Source organism: Aestuariibaculum marinum (assembly GCF_014596975.1).
In the GTDB taxonomy this organism is placed as follows: Bacteria; Bacteroidota; Bacteroidia; order Flavobacteriales; family Flavobacteriaceae; genus Aestuariibaculum; species Aestuariibaculum marinum.
Genome location: NZ_JACVXD010000004.1, coordinates 176097 through 192092, shown reverse-complemented (window position 1 = coordinate 192092; position 15996 = coordinate 176097). Strand labels below are relative to the sequence as shown.

At 35.4% G+C, this 15996-nt stretch carries 19 protein-coding genes; 11 read left to right on the top strand and 8 right to left on the bottom strand.

Annotated elements, in window-relative coordinates:
* Window positions 1–9: 9 nt before the first annotated feature.
* The 3 genes from ICJ85_RS09700 to ICJ85_RS09690 are packed head-to-tail and all read right to left on the bottom strand — an operon-like array spanning window position 10 to window position 3863.
* A complete protein-coding gene (locus tag ICJ85_RS09700; RefSeq protein ID WP_188223594.1) occupies window positions 10–1824 on the bottom strand; it encodes a sodium:solute symporter family protein in 1815 nt (604 codons plus the stop codon).
* 46 nt (window positions 1825–1870) lie between these two features.
* Window positions 1871–2959: a phosphotransferase enzyme family protein gene (locus ICJ85_RS09695; protein WP_188223593.1), complete on the bottom strand. Its 1089-nt coding sequence runs from the start codon at window positions 2957–2959 to the stop codon at window positions 1871–1873.
* A gap of 1 nt (window position 2960) precedes the next feature.
* On the bottom strand, window positions 2961–3863 hold the full coding sequence (locus ICJ85_RS09690; protein WP_188223592.1) for a nucleotidyltransferase family protein: 903 nt from the start codon (window positions 3861–3863) through the stop codon (window positions 2961–2963).
* A gap of 246 nt (window positions 3864–4109) precedes the next feature.
* Here ICJ85_RS09690 and ICJ85_RS09685 point away from each other — a divergent pair, with 246 nt between their 5' ends.
* The 3 genes from ICJ85_RS09685 (at window position 4110) to ICJ85_RS09675 (ending at window position 6532) form a co-directional block, all read left to right on the top strand.
* Entirely contained in the window at window positions 4110–5153 is a 1044-nt protein-coding gene (locus ICJ85_RS09685; RefSeq protein ID WP_188223591.1) for a LacI family DNA-binding transcriptional regulator, read from the top strand.
* A 30-nt stretch (window positions 5154–5183) separates the two neighbouring features.
* Window positions 5184–5543, top strand: coding sequence for a hypothetical protein (locus ICJ85_RS09680; RefSeq protein ID WP_188223590.1), 360 nt, complete (start codon window positions 5184–5186; stop codon window positions 5541–5543).
* A 104-nt stretch (window positions 5544–5647) separates the two neighbouring features.
* On the top strand, window positions 5648–6532 hold the full coding sequence (locus ICJ85_RS09675) for a carbohydrate kinase family protein (protein ID WP_188223589.1): 885 nt from the start codon (window positions 5648–5650) through the stop codon (window positions 6530–6532).
* Between the two features lie 19 nt (window positions 6533–6551).
* Here the strand turns inward: ICJ85_RS09675 and ICJ85_RS09670 are convergent, their stop codons facing one another.
* From ICJ85_RS09670 to ICJ85_RS09650, 5 genes are all read right to left on the bottom strand, one after another.
* Complete coding sequence (locus ICJ85_RS09670; RefSeq protein ID WP_188223588.1) at window positions 6552–6818, bottom strand: hypothetical protein; 267 nt, start codon at window positions 6816–6818, stop codon at window positions 6552–6554.
* Between the two features lie 182 nt (window positions 6819–7000).
* Window positions 7001–7396: a rhodanese-like domain-containing protein gene (locus ICJ85_RS09665; RefSeq protein ID WP_188223587.1), complete on the bottom strand. Its 396-nt coding sequence runs from the start codon at window positions 7394–7396 to the stop codon at window positions 7001–7003.
* A 16-nt stretch (window positions 7397–7412) separates the two neighbouring features.
* On the bottom strand, window positions 7413–7730 hold the full coding sequence (locus ICJ85_RS09660; RefSeq protein ID WP_188223586.1) for a rhodanese-like domain-containing protein: 318 nt from the start codon (window positions 7728–7730) through the stop codon (window positions 7413–7415).
* Window positions 7731–7842: 112 nt separating this feature from the next.
* Complete coding sequence (locus ICJ85_RS09655) at window positions 7843–8463, bottom strand: thioredoxin family protein (protein ID WP_188223585.1); 621 nt, start codon at window positions 8461–8463, stop codon at window positions 7843–7845.
* A 6-nt stretch (window positions 8464–8469) separates the two neighbouring features.
* A complete protein-coding gene (locus tag ICJ85_RS09650; protein ID WP_188223584.1) occupies window positions 8470–9015 on the bottom strand; it encodes a TlpA family protein disulfide reductase in 546 nt (181 codons plus the stop codon).
* Between the two features lie 359 nt (window positions 9016–9374).
* Here ICJ85_RS09650 and ICJ85_RS09645 point away from each other — a divergent pair, with 359 nt between their 5' ends.
* The 8 genes from ICJ85_RS09645 to ICJ85_RS09610 all read left to right on the top strand — a co-directional run bounded on the left by ICJ85_RS09645 (window position 9375) and on the right by ICJ85_RS09610 (window position 15871).
* Window positions 9375–10778 (top strand): anthranilate synthase component I family protein, encoded by a 1404-nt coding sequence (locus tag ICJ85_RS09645; RefSeq protein WP_188223583.1) that lies wholly within the window; start codon window positions 9375–9377, stop codon window positions 10776–10778.
* 41 nt (window positions 10779–10819) lie between these two features.
* Window positions 10820–11386, top strand: a complete 567-nt coding sequence (locus ICJ85_RS09640) for an anthranilate synthase component II (RefSeq protein WP_188223582.1) — start codon at window positions 10820–10822, stop codon at window positions 11384–11386.
* Between the two features lie 38 nt (window positions 11387–11424).
* Window positions 11425–11781 carry a four helix bundle protein gene (locus ICJ85_RS09635; protein WP_188223581.1) on the top strand — a complete coding sequence of 119 codons (357 nt, stop codon included), beginning with the start codon at window positions 11425–11427 and terminating at the stop codon, window positions 11779–11781.
* A gap of 24 nt (window positions 11782–11805) precedes the next feature.
* On the top strand, window positions 11806–12798 hold the full coding sequence (gene trpD, locus ICJ85_RS09630) for an anthranilate phosphoribosyltransferase (protein ID WP_188223580.1): 993 nt from the start codon (window positions 11806–11808) through the stop codon (window positions 12796–12798).
* Complete coding sequence (gene trpC, locus ICJ85_RS09625) at window positions 12798–13583, top strand: indole-3-glycerol phosphate synthase TrpC (protein WP_188223579.1); 786 nt, start codon at window positions 12798–12800, stop codon at window positions 13581–13583. The genes trpD and trpC overlap by 1 nt, the downstream gene beginning before the upstream one ends.
* Before the next feature lie 30 nt (window positions 13584–13613).
* Complete coding sequence (locus ICJ85_RS09620; RefSeq protein ID WP_188223578.1) at window positions 13614–14300, top strand: phosphoribosylanthranilate isomerase; 687 nt, start codon at window positions 13614–13616, stop codon at window positions 14298–14300.
* 71 nt (window positions 14301–14371) lie between these two features.
* On the top strand, window positions 14372–15553 hold the full coding sequence (trpB, locus tag ICJ85_RS09615; protein WP_188223577.1) for a tryptophan synthase subunit beta: 1182 nt from the start codon (window positions 14372–14374) through the stop codon (window positions 15551–15553).
* 6 nt (window positions 15554–15559) lie between these two features.
* Window positions 15560–15871, top strand: coding sequence for a GIY-YIG nuclease family protein (locus ICJ85_RS09610; protein ID WP_241739524.1), 312 nt, complete (start codon window positions 15560–15562; stop codon window positions 15869–15871).
* Window positions 15872–15996 lie beyond the last annotated feature (125 nt).

Sequence of the window (15996 nt, the reverse complement as noted above, 5' to 3'; positions counted from 1 at the left end):
GTTTAATCCTTACAATATGTTTGCTTTAATTTTTTTCCAAATACGTACCAGTAAACCTCCTGATATCAATGCAATGATGGTCATTACAAAGGCCTGTGTCGTCTCTCCATAAATCCAATATCCTGTTGCGAACATGGCACTATAGATTAAAGCACAACCTAATATCATGGCTAAAATTCCAGCTGGCACCGACCAAGGTTCTTTATTATCTTCTAAATCTATGTCCTCAGACTTCGCATCAAGCAACACCTTAGACCATCCAGGTCCTCCCGGTTGAATCTTTTTATAAAAACTTTGTAATACTGTTTTGCTTTCCGGCTGCGTCATATAAGTTGCCGCTAACCAAATGATAGTTGTTATTAATACTACAAACGGGTATTCTAAATAGCTTTCAAAAACACCTGTTTCTTTCGCAAAGAAGAATGCTCCGGCAGGTGTTAATTTTAAAATAATTGAAATAATACCTGAAGCAAACATTGCAGCAATCTCACTCCATGCATTGATACGCCACCAGAACCAACGTAAAATAAAGATCAATCCTGTACCCGCACCAAACACTAACAATACTTCGAATAACTGTAATGCATTTTGAAGCAACAATGCTAATAATGCACTAAACACCATCAAGACAATTGTTGAAATTCTACCTACAGCAACCAAACGCTTTTCTGAAGCTTCAGGGTTGATTTGTTCTTTATAGAAATCGAAAACAATATATGATGACCCCCAGTTTAATTGCGTTGAAATAGTACTCATGTAGGCAGCTATTAATGATGCTAACACCAACCCTAATAATCCGCTTGGTAGTTTGGTTAACATTGCTGAATAGGCTAAATCATGTCCTAATTTATCATCTGCAATACTTGGGAATGCTTCTTGAATACTCGCTAAATCCGGAAAAACCACTAACGAAGCCAGTGCGACTATTATCCACGGCCAAGGGCGTAAAGCATAATGCATAATATTGAAAAAGAATGTGGCTCCAATTGCATGATTTTCATCTTTGGCTGCCAACATACGTTGCGCGATATAACCTCCACCTCCTGGCTCTGCTCCTGGGTACCATGAACTCCACCACTGCACCGCTAACGGAATAATCAGTAGAGTAATTAAAGATTCTGTATCACTAAAATCTGGTAATATTGATAATTTATCGGCCACATGCTCATTGGTAATCATTGCTGCTACACCACCTACTTCCGGCAAATTCACCAAGTAATAAGCTGCTCCTATAGCACCACCCATTGCCACAAAAAACAATAAAAAATCGGTATAAATAACACCTTTAAATCCACCAAGTGCACTAAAAGTTACCGTTATAATCCCTGCACTAATTACGGTTTGCCAAGGCTCTAACCCTAACATAATGCCTCCTATTTTTATGGCCGCCAGAGTTACTGCCGACATGGTAATCACATTAAAAATAACACCTAAATACACGGCCCTGAACTTTCTTAAAAACGAAGCCGGTTTTCCGCCGTAGCGCAATTCATAAAATTCTAAATCGGTATTCACGTTAGATTTACGCCAAAGTTTTGCATATACAAACACGGTCAACAAACCTGTTAATAGGAATGCCCACCACACCCAGTTTCCTGACACACCATGTGTTCTTACAATATCGGTTACCAAGTTAGGTGTATCTGTTGAAAAGGTCGTTGCTACCATAGATACCCCCAATAACCACCAAGGCATACTTCGGCCAGATAAAAAGAATTCTGATGAGTTTTTTCCGGACTTCTTAGACACCCAAATCCCGATACCTAAGGTTAACGAGAAAAAAATGATGATTAACGTGTAATCTAATGGACTTAATGATACCATGCGCGTATGTTATTAGTTAATATTTTCGTTTTGTTAGTATTTTGTCTTATGCCAATTTCGTAATCTGTTTTACTTCATCATACTGATTTGCATAACTCTCTAATAGTTTAAATTGATTTTTGGCTCGGTCTAAATTATGATGACTATAAGCCGCTTTATAATAAATATCGTCGTTTAGGAAATCGGTTAAAAACCTCAATCCCATAATAAAAATAATACTTTTTGCTCCTAATGGTAAATACTCCAACTCGGTTGGTGTTAGCGATTCACCTACGGTTTCTAAAAACCCTTTAACGTAAGATTTGTAATAATCAATATTAAAATTCACCAGATCTAAATCGGTTTCATCTTCTGCTGCTGTATTACAAATGGTTCTAATCGCATCTCCAAAATCGTAGTGAATAATACCCGGCATTACCGTATCGGTATCAATCACACAAAGTCCTTTGTTATTCTTATCGAATAAGGCATTTGAAATCTTAGTATCGTTATGTGTTACCCGGGTTGGAATAGCTCCAGATTCTTTCAACATTTGCAGAATATGCATTTCCTCTCTTGACGCTTCAACCAACGCAATACAATCTTTCGCTTCTGCTTTTCTCTCGGCAGATGCGCCTTGTAAAGCTTCATCGAATTGGTTATAACGAAATGACATATCGTGAAAATTCGGAATAACTTCAATCAAATCATTAACCTTAAAGTCACCTGTCTGATTTAAAAACTCTCCAAATAACTTCCCTCCTTCATAAGCGATTTCATCATCAACAACGCGCTCAAAAGTGACACTATCATCAATAAATTGTGTTAAGTTCCAATACCCCGTTGGAACATCTTCGTAAAATTGTTTTCCGTCAACCGTAGAGATAAAAGACAATACACGACGTTCCTGTTCTGCTTTTGGTAAATGTGACACCTTTGTTTTTAAATGTGCACTTACACTCACTTTATTATTAATCAAACCAGGTACATCTGGAAAAACACCATGATTTATACGCTGAAGCACATAATGCGGCCTATCTACCGTTTTAATTAAATACGTATCATTTATATGTCCAGAAGCCAACTCTGAAAACGAACTAAATTCGCTTTCATGCTGAAACTGATCAAAAATATGTTTTAGCGCTTCCTGATTCATATTACCATAAATTTTCAGGGTAAACTTCAGCAGCTTTCAACGCTTCTATAGCAGCTTGCACAATGGCTTTATCTTCCTTATAAGTCACCCCAAACCATTTCGCTTCAGACTTTAATACTTCTACTGAAGCTTTTCCTGATTTTAGAATTTCATTGACTATGGTTGGCAAATAAAATTCCGCCTTCAAGTTTTCTTTATTTTGCTCCAGGAAGCTTAAAAACAACTCTTCTCCAAACTCAAAACATTTTGGTGTAAAACCCCAAAAGTTCATAGAAACAACAGTATCCGGATCAATTGAAATAAATTCACCATGGTCGTCCTTACGCATTAATTTACCATCAATTTTTTCAATATGTGTGCGTTCAGTCACATCTACTAAAAAACCATTTTCATCTACTTGACACTCCCCTCTAGACACATACCCATGATCTGAAACTGTATTTTTCAGCAAGTAGGCCATGGTTTTAAAATTATAAGAGTTTTTATCTGTTTCAATTAAAGCTTTTGCCATACTTTCAAAAGCCTCTCTACTGTAAAAGTCATCTGCATTAATAATCGCAAAATTCTCTTTAACAGCATCTTTCGCCATTAATAGTGCATGCCCAGTACCCCATGGTTTTGTACGCTCTGGATTTATATAAGCCTCAGGCACGCAATCTAACTCCTGATACACATAATCTACTTCGGCTTTACCTTCCAGTTTTTTATTGAAGATTTCTTTAAACTCAGCCTCAAAACTTTTTCTAATTATAAAAACAAACTTTCCGAAACCAGCTCTTAAAGCATCATAAATAGAAAAATCTATAATTGTATCTCCCTGAGGCGTAAACGAGTCTATCTGCTTAAGGCCGCCATATCGACTTCCCATTCCTGCTGCTAATACTACTAAGGTTGGCTTTTCCATGTTTTATTTAATTATTCAGATTTTAAACTCTAGCTCCAACAACCAGTCAAATAATTGACCTACAAGCAACTAGATGTAAGAAACATTCGGTTGTTTAATTGGTTTTCAACTGTCAACTTTGCGAAAGTATAGATTAAGTTTTAAATAAAAAAGAAAAAACACAAAAAATGTGCTCGACAACATTTTATTTTGTGTTCGAGCACACTTTATGTGAAACAATTCAACTTTTATTCTATATTTGTAGTAATGAAAAAATATACCATTAAAGACATTGCTCAATTAGCAGGCGTATCAAAAGGAACTGTAGACCGGGTTATTCACAAACGCGGTAAAGTATCGGAAAAAGCTTTAGAAAAAGTAAATAAAGTTCTTGCTGAAATTGACTACCAGCCTAATCTTATGGCTAGAAGTTTAAAAAACAACAAGGACTATATTATTTGCGCACTGCTTCCAAACCCGGATATAGACCCGTACTGGCAACCATGCAAAAAAGGTATAGACCAAGCCTTTAATGAATACAAGTCGTTAGGCATCACTATCGACACACATCTCTTCGACCCAACGAGTACCGCTTCTTTTTTAGAAGTCAACACTAAGGTTCTCGAAATAAACCCCGACGCCGTAATTATGGCTCCCTTATTTTATAACGAAGCAAAAAAATCTATAACCGCCTACAGTGAAGCTAACATTTTAGTAAGCATTATAAACAATAGAATAGGAAGTGAAGACATTACTAATTTTGTAGGTCAAGATTTGATGCAAAGTGGTAGAATAGCAGCTCGTTTGATGGAAATGATTACCCCAAAAGATTCTGAGATTATTATTGCACATCTTGATGAGTTTTTTCATAACGCATCCTTCATGCAACAAAAAGAAAAAGGATTTAGAGATTATTTTGAAAATCTACTGACTAGTGATTACAACTTAAAAACCTGTAATTCTATTGAGTCGAATGAATATAAAACCCTTTTCGATGCTATAAATTCATCAACGAACATTTCTGGTATTTTCGTAACCACCTCAAAAACATACAAAGTGGCAAAAATCATCGAAAATTTTCCTGATTTATCGATTAAGATTATTGGTTACGACTTACTGGAAAAAAACATCAGTTACCTAAATAGTGGTGCTATTGATTTCCTAATTCATCAAAATCCAAAACAACAAATTTATCTCGGATTGAGTCAATTAGCAGAGCATTTCTTGTTTGACAAGCCAATTGCCGAAGAAAAGTTGTTACCCATAGATATTATAAATTCAGAAAACTATAACTCCTACTTAAATCAATAGTGTACTTTTACTTCACAAATTTTTCACAAAATGACTATCGAAGACCTAGTAGGCACATATAATATTATTGGCAGTAATCAGGATGAAGAAGCCTCAGACTACACAGGTACCCTTACACTATCTCTCGATATGAATTATCGAATAAAAGCGAAATGGCTTATAAATGATTCGCAAGAACAAATAGGTTCTGGCTTTTTTAAAGATAACATCTTAGTCATTAATTTTAGCTACAAAGGCGTCGACCATAACATATACAAAGGTGTTGTAGTTTACAGATGCATTAACAAAAACCTACTAGATGGATTTTGGTCGGAAAAACACGGCAACCCGCTTTGCTTAGGTGAAGAACAATGTTTTAGAATTACCGAATCTACAGAACTTCTAAACTGATTGGACGGTTTAGATTTTTATTAATTTGCTTCCACTACCATTTCATAGTTAAATACTATTTTATTAGCTTTACTGTTTAAGCATTAAATTAGGAGACTTTAGCTATGGCGAATATTGTTTGTTTCGGAGAAATTTTATGGGATGTATTCCCTTCAAATAGAAAAATTGGAGGTGCCCCCTTAAATGTAGCCAGTAGATTAAAATCTTTAAACAATGACGTTTCCATGATTAGTGCTGTGGGTGATGATGTTCCTGGAAATGCATTATTAGACTATTTAAATTCAAATGGTATTGATACAACTTGTATACAAACTATACCAGACCATGACACGAGTGAAGTACACGTAAAACTTAACGAAAAAGGCTCGGCGAGTTACGATATAAAATATCCTTGTGCCTGGGATAAAATTGATTTACACAGCGATGCCGAAACTCTGGTAAAAAATGCCGATGCTTTTGTTTTTGGAAGTTTAGTAGCTAGAGATTACACTTCTAAAAACACGTTATACAAGTTAATAGATGTTGCAAAATACAAAATTTTCGATCTTAACTTACGACCGCCGCATTATACAAAAGATATCCTTATTTACTTAATGAATAAAGCGGATTTTATAAAATTTAATGATGATGAACTTTTTGAAGTAAGCAAATATTTAGGATCAAAATATAATTCTTTAGAACAAAACCTGATGTTTGTCGCAGAACAGACTAACACAAAACATGTATGCGTAACAAAGGGAGCTCACGGCGCTGTTTTACTTTACAATGATAAATTATATTACAATAGTGGCTACTTAATTAAGGTAATTGATACTGTTGGAGCTGGCGATTCCTTTTTAGGATCTTTAATAAGCAAATTACTAAATAACACCAAACCTCAGGAAGCTATAGATTTTGCTTGCGCTGTTGGTGCCTTAGTGGCTCAAAGTGAAGGTGCAAATCCTAAATTATCCGATACCGATATAGAAAGTTTTATAAACCCTTCGTAAACAAAAACAGCAAATAAGATTAACTTATTTGCTGTTCTTTCATTTTTTTAAGAAGCTCCAATTCGTGTTGAATCTCTTCTTTGCGTTTATTGAATTTTTCTACTCTGGCATTAATTTCAGCTTGCATTTTCTGACGTCTTAACACGCGTTGTGCTTCGGCTTCAGCTTCTAGTTGTTGTTCCTTTTTCTGTCTAGCTTTTTCTCTAAAGACAGAATAATAAGAGAACCCATACATAGACAAAAATAACAATGCGATAATACCTAAAATGACATAACCATTTTCCATAAGTCTTATTTATCAATTAAAAGGGAGTTAAACAAACAGACGTAACTATCTAAAAGTAACATCTTTATAACCCCAAAATTACCAAAAAGACCTATTGCTAAAAAATAAACAAGTTGAAGTGCTTAAAAAAAAGATTAAGTCGTAAACCTCTGTATTTCTAATCGTTGAACAACAAAAAAAAGCTACTTAACGGTTTTATAACCCGCTTCACTCCAGCTGGTAATACCACCTTCCATATTATAGATTTTTGTAAAGCCCAGCTCTTTAAAAATCGCTGCGCTTTTACTGCTACGACCTCCAGATTTACAATATACAAGTACCGGTTTATGCTTATCTAACTTTTCGATTTCCTCCCTAAAACTATCAGAGAAAAAATCGATATTGGTTGCACCTTGTAAATGACCAGCCTCATACTCTTCAGGAGTTCTAACATCAATAAGTTGCAACTTATTACGCGTATCAACCAATTCGCTAGCAGAATCTACTGGTACATTTGCGATGTCCTTTTGAGTCGATAATCCTTTACAGCCAAAAACACTGACAAGTATTACGCTTACTAAAACAATTATTCGTCTCATTTTATTTAGGTTTTAATTATTCAAAATCTACAATATCGCCTGCCCATTCCATAATTCCACCTTCAAGGTTATAGGCATTCTCAAAACCTAACTGCTCCATAATATTACAGGCTTGTCCGCTACGGTTTCCTGATCGACAATACACATAATAATTTTTACTTTTATCTAATTCTTCAAGCGCATAAATAAACCCTTGCCCTTTATAAATATCGATATGTATAGCATTTGGAATAACGCCTTCGGCTACCTCGCCATCTGTTCTAACATCTAAAACTACTGCGTTATCATCGTTAGCTAATTGCTCTGCCCACTCTTCTTGTGTTAAATCTTCCATTATAATGTATTTAGTGTATCACAAAATTAATATTTATAACCTTTATAGACGAAAAAAAATCTAAAGTATTACACCTTAGATTTTTGGTCTTTAAAACGATATGCTTTTATCCTTAAACTTTAATAGAACACCCAATGGCTTTGGTTTCTTTTTGCTCGACTTCTTTCCCTGCTAACAAAGCATCAACAGCATCTTCTACATATTTTGTAGTAACAGCTTCAGCATCTTTATAATTATCATCAATCGCGCCAATGTATTTAACCACATTTCCTTTTTTAGTTTTTTGTAACACAAACATGTGAGGTGTTTTTGTGGCGCCATACTTTGGAAAAACGGTTTGCTCACTATCTATTAAATAAGGAAACGTAAAGCCTTTGCTTTCGGCGCGTTCTTTCATAGCATCTAAATTATCACCTGGTTTAATATCTGTATTATTAGGCATGATAGCTATAACCGGATACCCTTTTGAAGCATATTTTTTATCTAATGCTACAATACGATCTTCATAAGCTACTGCAAACGGACAGGTGTTACAGGTGAAGGTGACTATAAAACCTTTCGCATCTTTGTAATCTGACAAAGACACCATCTTTCCATCAATGTTTTCAAGCGAAAAATCTTCGGCTATATCCCCTATTTTGTATCCTGAGTTAACAGTGGTTTTATTAACGGTAAAAGCGCTAATTGCAAGCACAACAAGCACGAGCGGCATAAATTTCATTAATTTTTTCATACGGGTTTAATTTAAAAATGGTTTGACTTGTTTTTCTAATTCTTCAAAAGTGAACGACTGCTCAAAAAACTGGCGTTCATCATCTTTATATATTATAGTAGCCGGAATAGATCCGGACCAAGATTCATTAACTTTTGGAATCCAGGTGTTCATATCGGCATCATCTAAAGCAACAACTTCAGATTGAATCTTTCTATTCTTTATAAAAGGTTTCAGTTTCGTATCATATTGATGTGGAAAATCTAAACTTACTAACAACACCTCAACATTTTTATCGGCATAAGCCTCACGCAACTGCTCAAAATATGGCAATTCTTTTACACAAGGCGCACACCATGTAGCCCAAAAATTTACAACATGCACTTTCCCGTCTTTCTTATTTAGCAATGGTTCTAACCCATTAAAATCGTAAACTTTTAAATCTACCCCGAAATCTTTATGAACAACAAATTCGGTTTGCCATGTTTCCGCTAAGGCTGTTTCAGCTTTATTATTTTTAGATTTACAACTTAAACATAACAAAAGAAGAATAAGTAACGTATTAAATTTCATGAGTTAGCATTTCAACATTAGACCTTTAATTATCAATAAGGTTTAATAATCTGTTAATAGAATCCTAAATTTAATTAATACTTTACAGTTATAAATTAGTTTAACAATCTTTTATGTAAAAATTAACCAGAAGTATTGTGTAATTTTATTTTCATTTCTATATTTGAAGCAAATAAAAACAAAACATGTTTACAACTTTAAATACTATTTGGTGGTGGAGCTTTACAAACTTACGTTCGTGAAGTAGACCCCTTATGTATTTAAATTAAAATATCGAAAAGGCTTGTCATTCACGACAAGCCTTTTTTAGTATTAAAGATTTTGATAAACGAATAAAAACTGAACTAAATTCAGCATAAATGACAACTTATAATTTATACACGCATTACAAAAAAATTCTGGCAGACACCATTACACCTGTCAGTATTTACTTGAAAATAAGAGATAAATACCCAAACAGTATTTTACTTGAAAGTAGTGACTATCATGCCAACGATAACAGTTTTTCATATATCTGTTTCAACCCGATTGCTTCTATTAAAGTAGATAATGAAACTATTTCACAAACGTTTCCTGACGGAAGCAATTCTACAGAAGCGATTACTAACACCACCGATGTCGCTGAAGAAATTCATAAGTTTACCAAACGTTTTGAAGTTAGTTCTGAAGAAAAATTCAAATTTATTAACAACGGAATTTTTGGATATATTGCCTACGATGCCGTGCGCTATTTTGAAGATGTGGAGATTTCTAAAAAAGACAATTCCATTTCTATTCCAGATGCATATTATGCGGTTTATCAAAACATCATAGCCATTAATCATCATAAGAATGAAGCTTACATTTTTGCGCATTGCCACAACACCAAAAGCAACATTGAAGAAATCGATCACTTAATTAAGGTTAGAAACTTTGCGTCTTATAACTTTGCTTCAAACGGAGATATTTCATCTAATTTAACCGACGATGAATACAAAACACACGTAGAATTAGCTAAAAAACATTGTGCACGTGGCGATGTGTTCCAGTTAGTGCTTTCAAAAAGTTTTACTCAGCAGTTTAAAGGTGACGAGTTTAATGTATATCGCGCTCTACGCAGCATCAACCCTTCTCCATATTTATTTTATTTCGATTATGGCAACTTTAAAATCTTTGGTAGCTCGCCAGAAGCCCAACTTGTTGTTAGCAATGGCCTAGCCGAAATTCACCCGATTGCAGGAACTTTTAAACGTACCGGTAATGATACCAAAGATGCCGAATTAGCTCAAAAACTGGTAGCCGACGATAAAGAAAATGCAGAACATGTGATGCTGGTAGACTTAGCCAGAAATGACTTGAGTCGTCATGGTAGCGGCGTAACGGTTAACACCTATCGTGAAGTACAATTCTTTTCACACGTTATTCACTTAGTAAGTAAGGTTACAGGTAAAAAACATAATGATACAGCAACCATGCAAGTGGTAGCCGACACCTTCCCTGCCGGAACGTTAAGTGGTGCGCCAAAACACCGTGCCATGCAACTTATCGAGCAATACGAAAAAACAAGCCGTTCATTCTACGGCGGCGCCATCGGGTTTATGGATTTTGATGGCAACTTTAATCACGCGATTATGATTAGAACGTTTTTAAGTAAAAACCATGAACTACACTGGCGTGCGGGTGCTGGAATAGTTTCCAAATCAAGCGCCGAAAGTGAATTACAGGAAGTGTATAACAAATTAGGTGCCTTAACTAAAGCCATTGAATTAGCTGAAACCATATAAACTACAAAGCAAAAAACACCTGTTAAACAGGACTATATAAAATGAAAAAAGTATTAGTTATAGATAATTACGATAGCTTCACTTACAATCTTGTACATTATTTAGAAGATTTAAACTGCGAGGTTACCGTTTACCGAAACGACAAACTTGCCCTAGAAGATGTGGAGCCTTTCGATAAAATTGTGTTATCACCAGGACCAGGAATCCCTGATGAAGCGGGTTTATTAAAACAAATTATTAAAACCTATGCGCCTACAAAAAGTATTTTAGGTGTGTGTTTAGGGCAGCAAGCTATTGGTGAAGTCTTCGGCGGTACTTTAGAAAACCTTGACGATGTATACCATGGTGTAGCTACTAAAGTTAATATCACTGTAGACGATGAAACCCTGTTTAACGGACTGGAAAAAGAAATTGAAGTCGGTCGCTATCATTCCTGGGTAGTAAACACCAACTTACCGGAAGTATTGGAAGCTACTTCATTTGATGCCAACGGACAAATCATGTCCTTACGTCACAGAGTTTACGACGTTAAAGGTGTACAATACCACCCGGAATCGGTATTAACACCAAATGGCAAACAAATACTTAAAAACTGGATAGATAATTAGAGTTTAGACATGAGATTTAAGACAATAGAATATAGACTATGAATAATTTTAATGAGTTAATAATTTGGCAAAAGTCAATGGACTTGGTTGAACAAGTTTATCAATTAACCTCTATACTTCCCGAAGAAGAGAAATTCGGATTAAAAAGTCAAATTCAAAGGTCAGCAGTATCAATTCCTTCAAATATAGCTGAAGGAGCCGGGCGAAATTCAGACAAAGAATTCAAAAGATTTTTAGAAATATCTAATGGTTCAATAAACGAATTAATGACACAGTTAAAAATATCGGTTAGGGTGGGTTATATCCCAGAAAACGATTTAAAAATTGTATTCGCTCTTTTAAATGAAATTCAAAAAATGAACTATACGTTAATTAAAAAGTTTTCTAACATCTAACTTCTTTTATCTAACACCTATATTATGAAAGACATTTTAAACAGACTTATAAATCACGAAAGCATCTCTACCGAAGAAGCTAAACAGGTTTTAGTGAACATCTCCAAAGGAGACTATAACCAAAGTCAGATTGCGGCATTTTTAACAGTATACATGATGCGTAGCATCACCTTAGATGAATTAAAAGGGTTTAGAGATGCGCTATTAGAATTGTGTATTCCCATCGACCTGAAAGATTTCAACGCGATTGATTTATGCGGTACAGGTGGTGATGGCAAAAACACGTTTAACATCTCTACGCTTGCTTCATTTGTCACTGCTGGCGCTGGTGTTCATGTGGCTAAACATGGTAACTATGGAGTCTCTTCAGCTTGCGGGTCATCAAACGTTATGGAATATTTAGGTATTAAATTTTCAAACGATGAAGACTTCTTGAAGAAATGTATTGATCAGGCCGGTATTTGTGTGCTGCACGCGCCACTATTCCACCCCGCAATGAAAAACGTAGCGCCTATTCGTCGCGAATTAGGGGTTAAAACCTTTTTCAATATGCTGGGGCCAATGGTCAATCCGTCGTTTCCCAAAAACCAAATGGTGGGGGTTTTCAATTTAGAATTGTTGCGCCTTTATGGTTACTTATATCAAAATACCGATAAAAATTACAGCGTGGTTCATGCTTTAGACGGCTACGACGAAATTTCTTTAACAGGTGGTACCAAAGTGATTTCTAATAATAAAGAAACCATGTTTACACCAGAGGATTTAAGCATTACTCAAATCACCCAGCAATCCATTTATGGTGGCGACACCGTTGAAGAAGCTGCTAAAATATTTATAAATGTTATCAACGGGAACGGTACCGAGCAACAAAATAACGTTGTTTGTGCCAATGCTGGTTTAGCCATTGCAACCACCAAACAAATTAGTCATAAGGAAGGTTTTGAATTAGCCAAAGCATCTTTATTCTCAGGAAAAGCCAAAGCGAGTTTAGATAAATTAGTAGCATTAAGTAAGTAATGAATATATTAGATAAAATTACAGCCGATAAACGAACCGAAGTTGCTTTAAGAAAATCCTTAATTCCGATATCTCAATTAGAGCAATCGGTATTGTTTGAAAGACCTACGGTTTCATTAACTGAAAAACTAAAGACCAGTAACACAGGAATTATCGCCGAACACAAACGTCGTTCGCCTTCTAAATCGGTAATCAATCAAAACCTTAACGTTAACGACGTAGCTAAGGGTTATGAAGATGCCGGTGTTTGTGGTATGTCTGTTTTAACCGACGGCAAGTATTTCGGAGGTTCGTTAGACGATTTACTACTTGCTCGTGCGTCTTGTAATTTACCATTATTGCGTAAAGAATTCATTATTGATGAATACCAGCTACTGGAAGCTAAAGCTTATGGCGCTGATGTCATTCTACTTATTGCAGCCATCTTAACACGTGATGAAATCAAACAGTTTTCAGAGTTTGCCAAGAGCTTACATCTGGACGTTTTACTGGAAGTTCACAACGAGGAAGAATTAAACAAAAGTATCATGCCAAGTTTAGATATGTTAGGTGTTAATAACCGTAACCTAAAAACCTTCGACGTTAGTTTAGACATCAGTAAATCTTTAAGCACATTGATTCCTGATGATTTTGTAAAAGTATCAGAAAGTGGCATCAGTAATATTGAAGCTATTAAATCGCTACAGCCTTTCGGTTATAAAGGATTTTTAATTGGTGAAAACTTTATGAAGACCGATAATGCCGGCGACAGTGCTAAAACATTTATAGAACAATTAAATAAATAGGACCTGAAACAAGTTCAGGTTGACAAAAAGATGAAGTTAAAAGTTTGTGGTATGAAATATCAGGATAATATTCAGGCAGTAGCAGATTTGCAACCAGATTACCTGGGTTTTATCTTCTACGAAAAATCGGCGCGATATTTCAATACCTCCATTCCAGATATTTCTAAAAACATCAAAAAAACCGGTGTTTTTGTTAATGAAACTGTAGAGTTTGTACTTGAACAAATTCAAAAACACGACTTACAGGCAGTACAATTACATGGCAACGAGTCTCCGGAATATTGCAAGCAATTAAAAAACTGTCATGCTGAACTTGTTTCAGCATCTCTCGATAATGACTTGAAACACCCTCAGTTTGACAAATCATTAGAAATCGTAAAAGTCTTTTCTATAAAAGATGAATTCAATTTCGAAGTTTTAACACCTTATGAACAAGTCTGTGACTACTTCCTTTTTGATACCAAAGGAAAACTTCCGGGAGGCAATGGTTACACTTTCGACTGGAATGTGTTAAACGATTACCCATCTACCAAACCGTTCTTTTTAAGTGGTGGTATCGGGTTGGATGAAGCCGACAAACTGAATGCATTTAAACAAAGCCCTGCATCAAAATACTGTTATGCTATTGATGTAAACAGTAAATTTGAAATAGAACCCGGATTAAAAGATATTGAACAATTAAAACAATTTAAAGCAAATCTGTCATTCCGTACTTGATACGGAATCTATTATAAACTAATAACTAAAATAAAAAAATCCTGAAATAAATTCAGGATGACAATAAAAAAATGAACTATAACGTCAACGAAAAAGGGTACTACGGCGAATTTGGAGGTGCATTTATTCCAGAAATGCTTTACCCGAATGTAGAAGAATTACGCCAGAATTATTTAAAAGTTATGGCTGAGCCGTCGTTTCAGGAGGAATTCAACCAATTACTAAAAGACTATGTGGGGCGCCCATCGCCTTTATATTTCGCCAAGCGTCTATCGGAAAAATATAATACCAAAATATATTTAAAACGTGAGGATCTGAATCATACAGGTGCGCATAAAATTAATAATACCATCGGGCAAATTCTAATGGCTAAGCGCCTGGGTAAAACTCGTATTATTGCCGAAACCGGTGCAGGACAACATGGCGTGGCTACCGCTACGGTTTGTGCTTTAATGGGACTGGAATGTATTGTGTATATGGGTGAAATTGACATTGCCAGACAAGCACCAAATGTAGCCCGAATGAAGATGTTAGGTGCTAGTGTGGTTCCGGCGAAATCAGGAAGTCGTACACTTAAAGACGCCACTAACGAAGCTATTCGGGACTGGATTAACAACCCGGTGAACACCCATTATATTATTGGTTCGGCCATTGGTCCGCATCCTTATCCAGATATGGTTACCCGTTTTCAAGCAGTGATTTCAGAAGAAATTAAATGGCAACTAAAGGAACATGAAGGTCGTGAAAACCCAGATTACGTAGTAGCCTGTATTGGTGGTGGTAGTAATGCTGCCGGAACCTATTATCACTTTTTACACGAAAAAGACGTCAATATTATCGCTGTTGAAGCTGCTGGACATGGTGTGGATTCCGGTGAGAGTGCCGCCACTTCGGTGTTGGGTAATGAAGGTGTTATTCATGGTTGTAAAACCTTATTGATGCAAACTAAGGACGGACAAATCACCGAGCCTTATTCAATATCAGCTGGATTAGATTACCCTGGTGTTGGACCAATGCACGCCCATTTATGCAAAACAGGCCGTGCCGAATTTATGGCCATTACAGATGATGATGCTATGAATGCCGGATTAGAGCTTTGTAAACTGGAAGGTATTATACCTGCTATTGAAAGTTCGCATGCCTTAGCCATCTTTGAACAAAAAAGCTTTAAACCAGACGACGTTGTTGTGGTGAGCTTATCAGGACGTGGCGATAAAGATTTACAGAACTATATTGATTATTTTAAAATATAATACGTCATGCTGAACTTGTTTCAGCATCACACAAAAATGCAATTAAGTTTCGTTTACATATTAACAAATAAATACAGAACTACATTTTATATTGGAGTTACATCAGACCTTAAAAAGCGTCTTTTAGAGCATCAAAATAAAATAGCATCTGTTTTCACTAAAAAATACAATTTAACAGATTTGATTTACTTTGAAGAATTCACTTCAATTCATCAAGCTATTTCAAGGGAAAAGCAATTAAAAAATTGGCATAAGGAATGGAAATTAAACTTAATTAAGGAAAAGAATCCAACTCTTAAAACTATAGATGTTTATTAAATGAGAACCTGAATCAAGTTCAGGTTGACGAAAAACTAATAATGTACTAATTAGTTTCAGTTTTATTTAAGAACCAAGAATAAACCAATTAAAAAGATTCTGAATCAAGTTCAGAATGACAATAA

Excerpts from the sequence above, each read along its gene's own strand:
- ICJ85_RS09700 (WP_188223594.1), bottom strand. The coding sequence starts at position 1,824 with ATGGTATCATTAAGTCCATTAGATTACACGTTAATCATCATTTTTTTC.
- ICJ85_RS09695 (WP_188223593.1), bottom strand. The coding sequence starts at position 2,959 with ATGAATCAGGAAGCGCTAAAACATATTTTTGATCAGTTTCAGCATGAA.
- ICJ85_RS09690 (WP_188223592.1), bottom strand. The coding sequence starts at position 3,863 with ATGGAAAAGCCAACCTTAGTAGTATTAGCAGCAGGAATGGGAAGTCGA.
- ICJ85_RS09685 (WP_188223591.1), top strand. The coding sequence starts at position 4,110 with ATGAAAAAATATACCATTAAAGACATTGCTCAATTAGCAGGCGTATCA.
- ICJ85_RS09680 (WP_188223590.1), top strand. The coding sequence starts at position 5,184 with ATGACTATCGAAGACCTAGTAGGCACATATAATATTATTGGCAGTAAT.
- ICJ85_RS09675 (WP_188223589.1), top strand. The coding sequence starts at position 5,648 with ATGGCGAATATTGTTTGTTTCGGAGAAATTTTATGGGATGTATTCCCT.
- ICJ85_RS09670 (WP_188223588.1), bottom strand. The coding sequence starts at position 6,818 with ATGGAAAATGGTTATGTCATTTTAGGTATTATCGCATTGTTATTTTTG.
- ICJ85_RS09665 (WP_188223587.1), bottom strand. The coding sequence starts at position 7,396 with ATGAGACGAATAATTGTTTTAGTAAGCGTAATACTTGTCAGTGTTTTT.
- ICJ85_RS09660 (WP_188223586.1), bottom strand. The coding sequence starts at position 7,730 with ATGGAAGATTTAACACAAGAAGAGTGGGCAGAGCAATTAGCTAACGAT.
- ICJ85_RS09655 (WP_188223585.1), bottom strand. The coding sequence starts at position 8,463 with ATGAAAAAATTAATGAAATTTATGCCGCTCGTGCTTGTTGTGCTTGCA.
- ICJ85_RS09650 (WP_188223584.1), bottom strand. The coding sequence starts at position 9,015 with ATGAAATTTAATACGTTACTTATTCTTCTTTTGTTATGTTTAAGTTGT.
- ICJ85_RS09645 (WP_188223583.1), top strand. The coding sequence starts at position 9,375 with ATGACAACTTATAATTTATACACGCATTACAAAAAAATTCTGGCAGAC.
- ICJ85_RS09640 (WP_188223582.1), top strand. The coding sequence starts at position 10,820 with ATGAAAAAAGTATTAGTTATAGATAATTACGATAGCTTCACTTACAAT.
- ICJ85_RS09635 (WP_188223581.1), top strand. The coding sequence starts at position 11,425 with ATGAATAATTTTAATGAGTTAATAATTTGGCAAAAGTCAATGGACTTG.
- trpD (WP_188223580.1), top strand. The coding sequence starts at position 11,806 with ATGAAAGACATTTTAAACAGACTTATAAATCACGAAAGCATCTCTACC.
- trpC (WP_188223579.1), top strand. The coding sequence starts at position 12,798 with ATGAATATATTAGATAAAATTACAGCCGATAAACGAACCGAAGTTGCT.
- ICJ85_RS09620 (WP_188223578.1), top strand. The coding sequence starts at position 13,614 with ATGAAGTTAAAAGTTTGTGGTATGAAATATCAGGATAATATTCAGGCA.
- trpB (WP_188223577.1), top strand. The coding sequence starts at position 14,372 with ATGAACTATAACGTCAACGAAAAAGGGTACTACGGCGAATTTGGAGGT.
- ICJ85_RS09610 (WP_241739524.1), top strand. The coding sequence starts at position 15,560 with ATGCTGAACTTGTTTCAGCATCACACAAAAATGCAATTAAGTTTCGTT.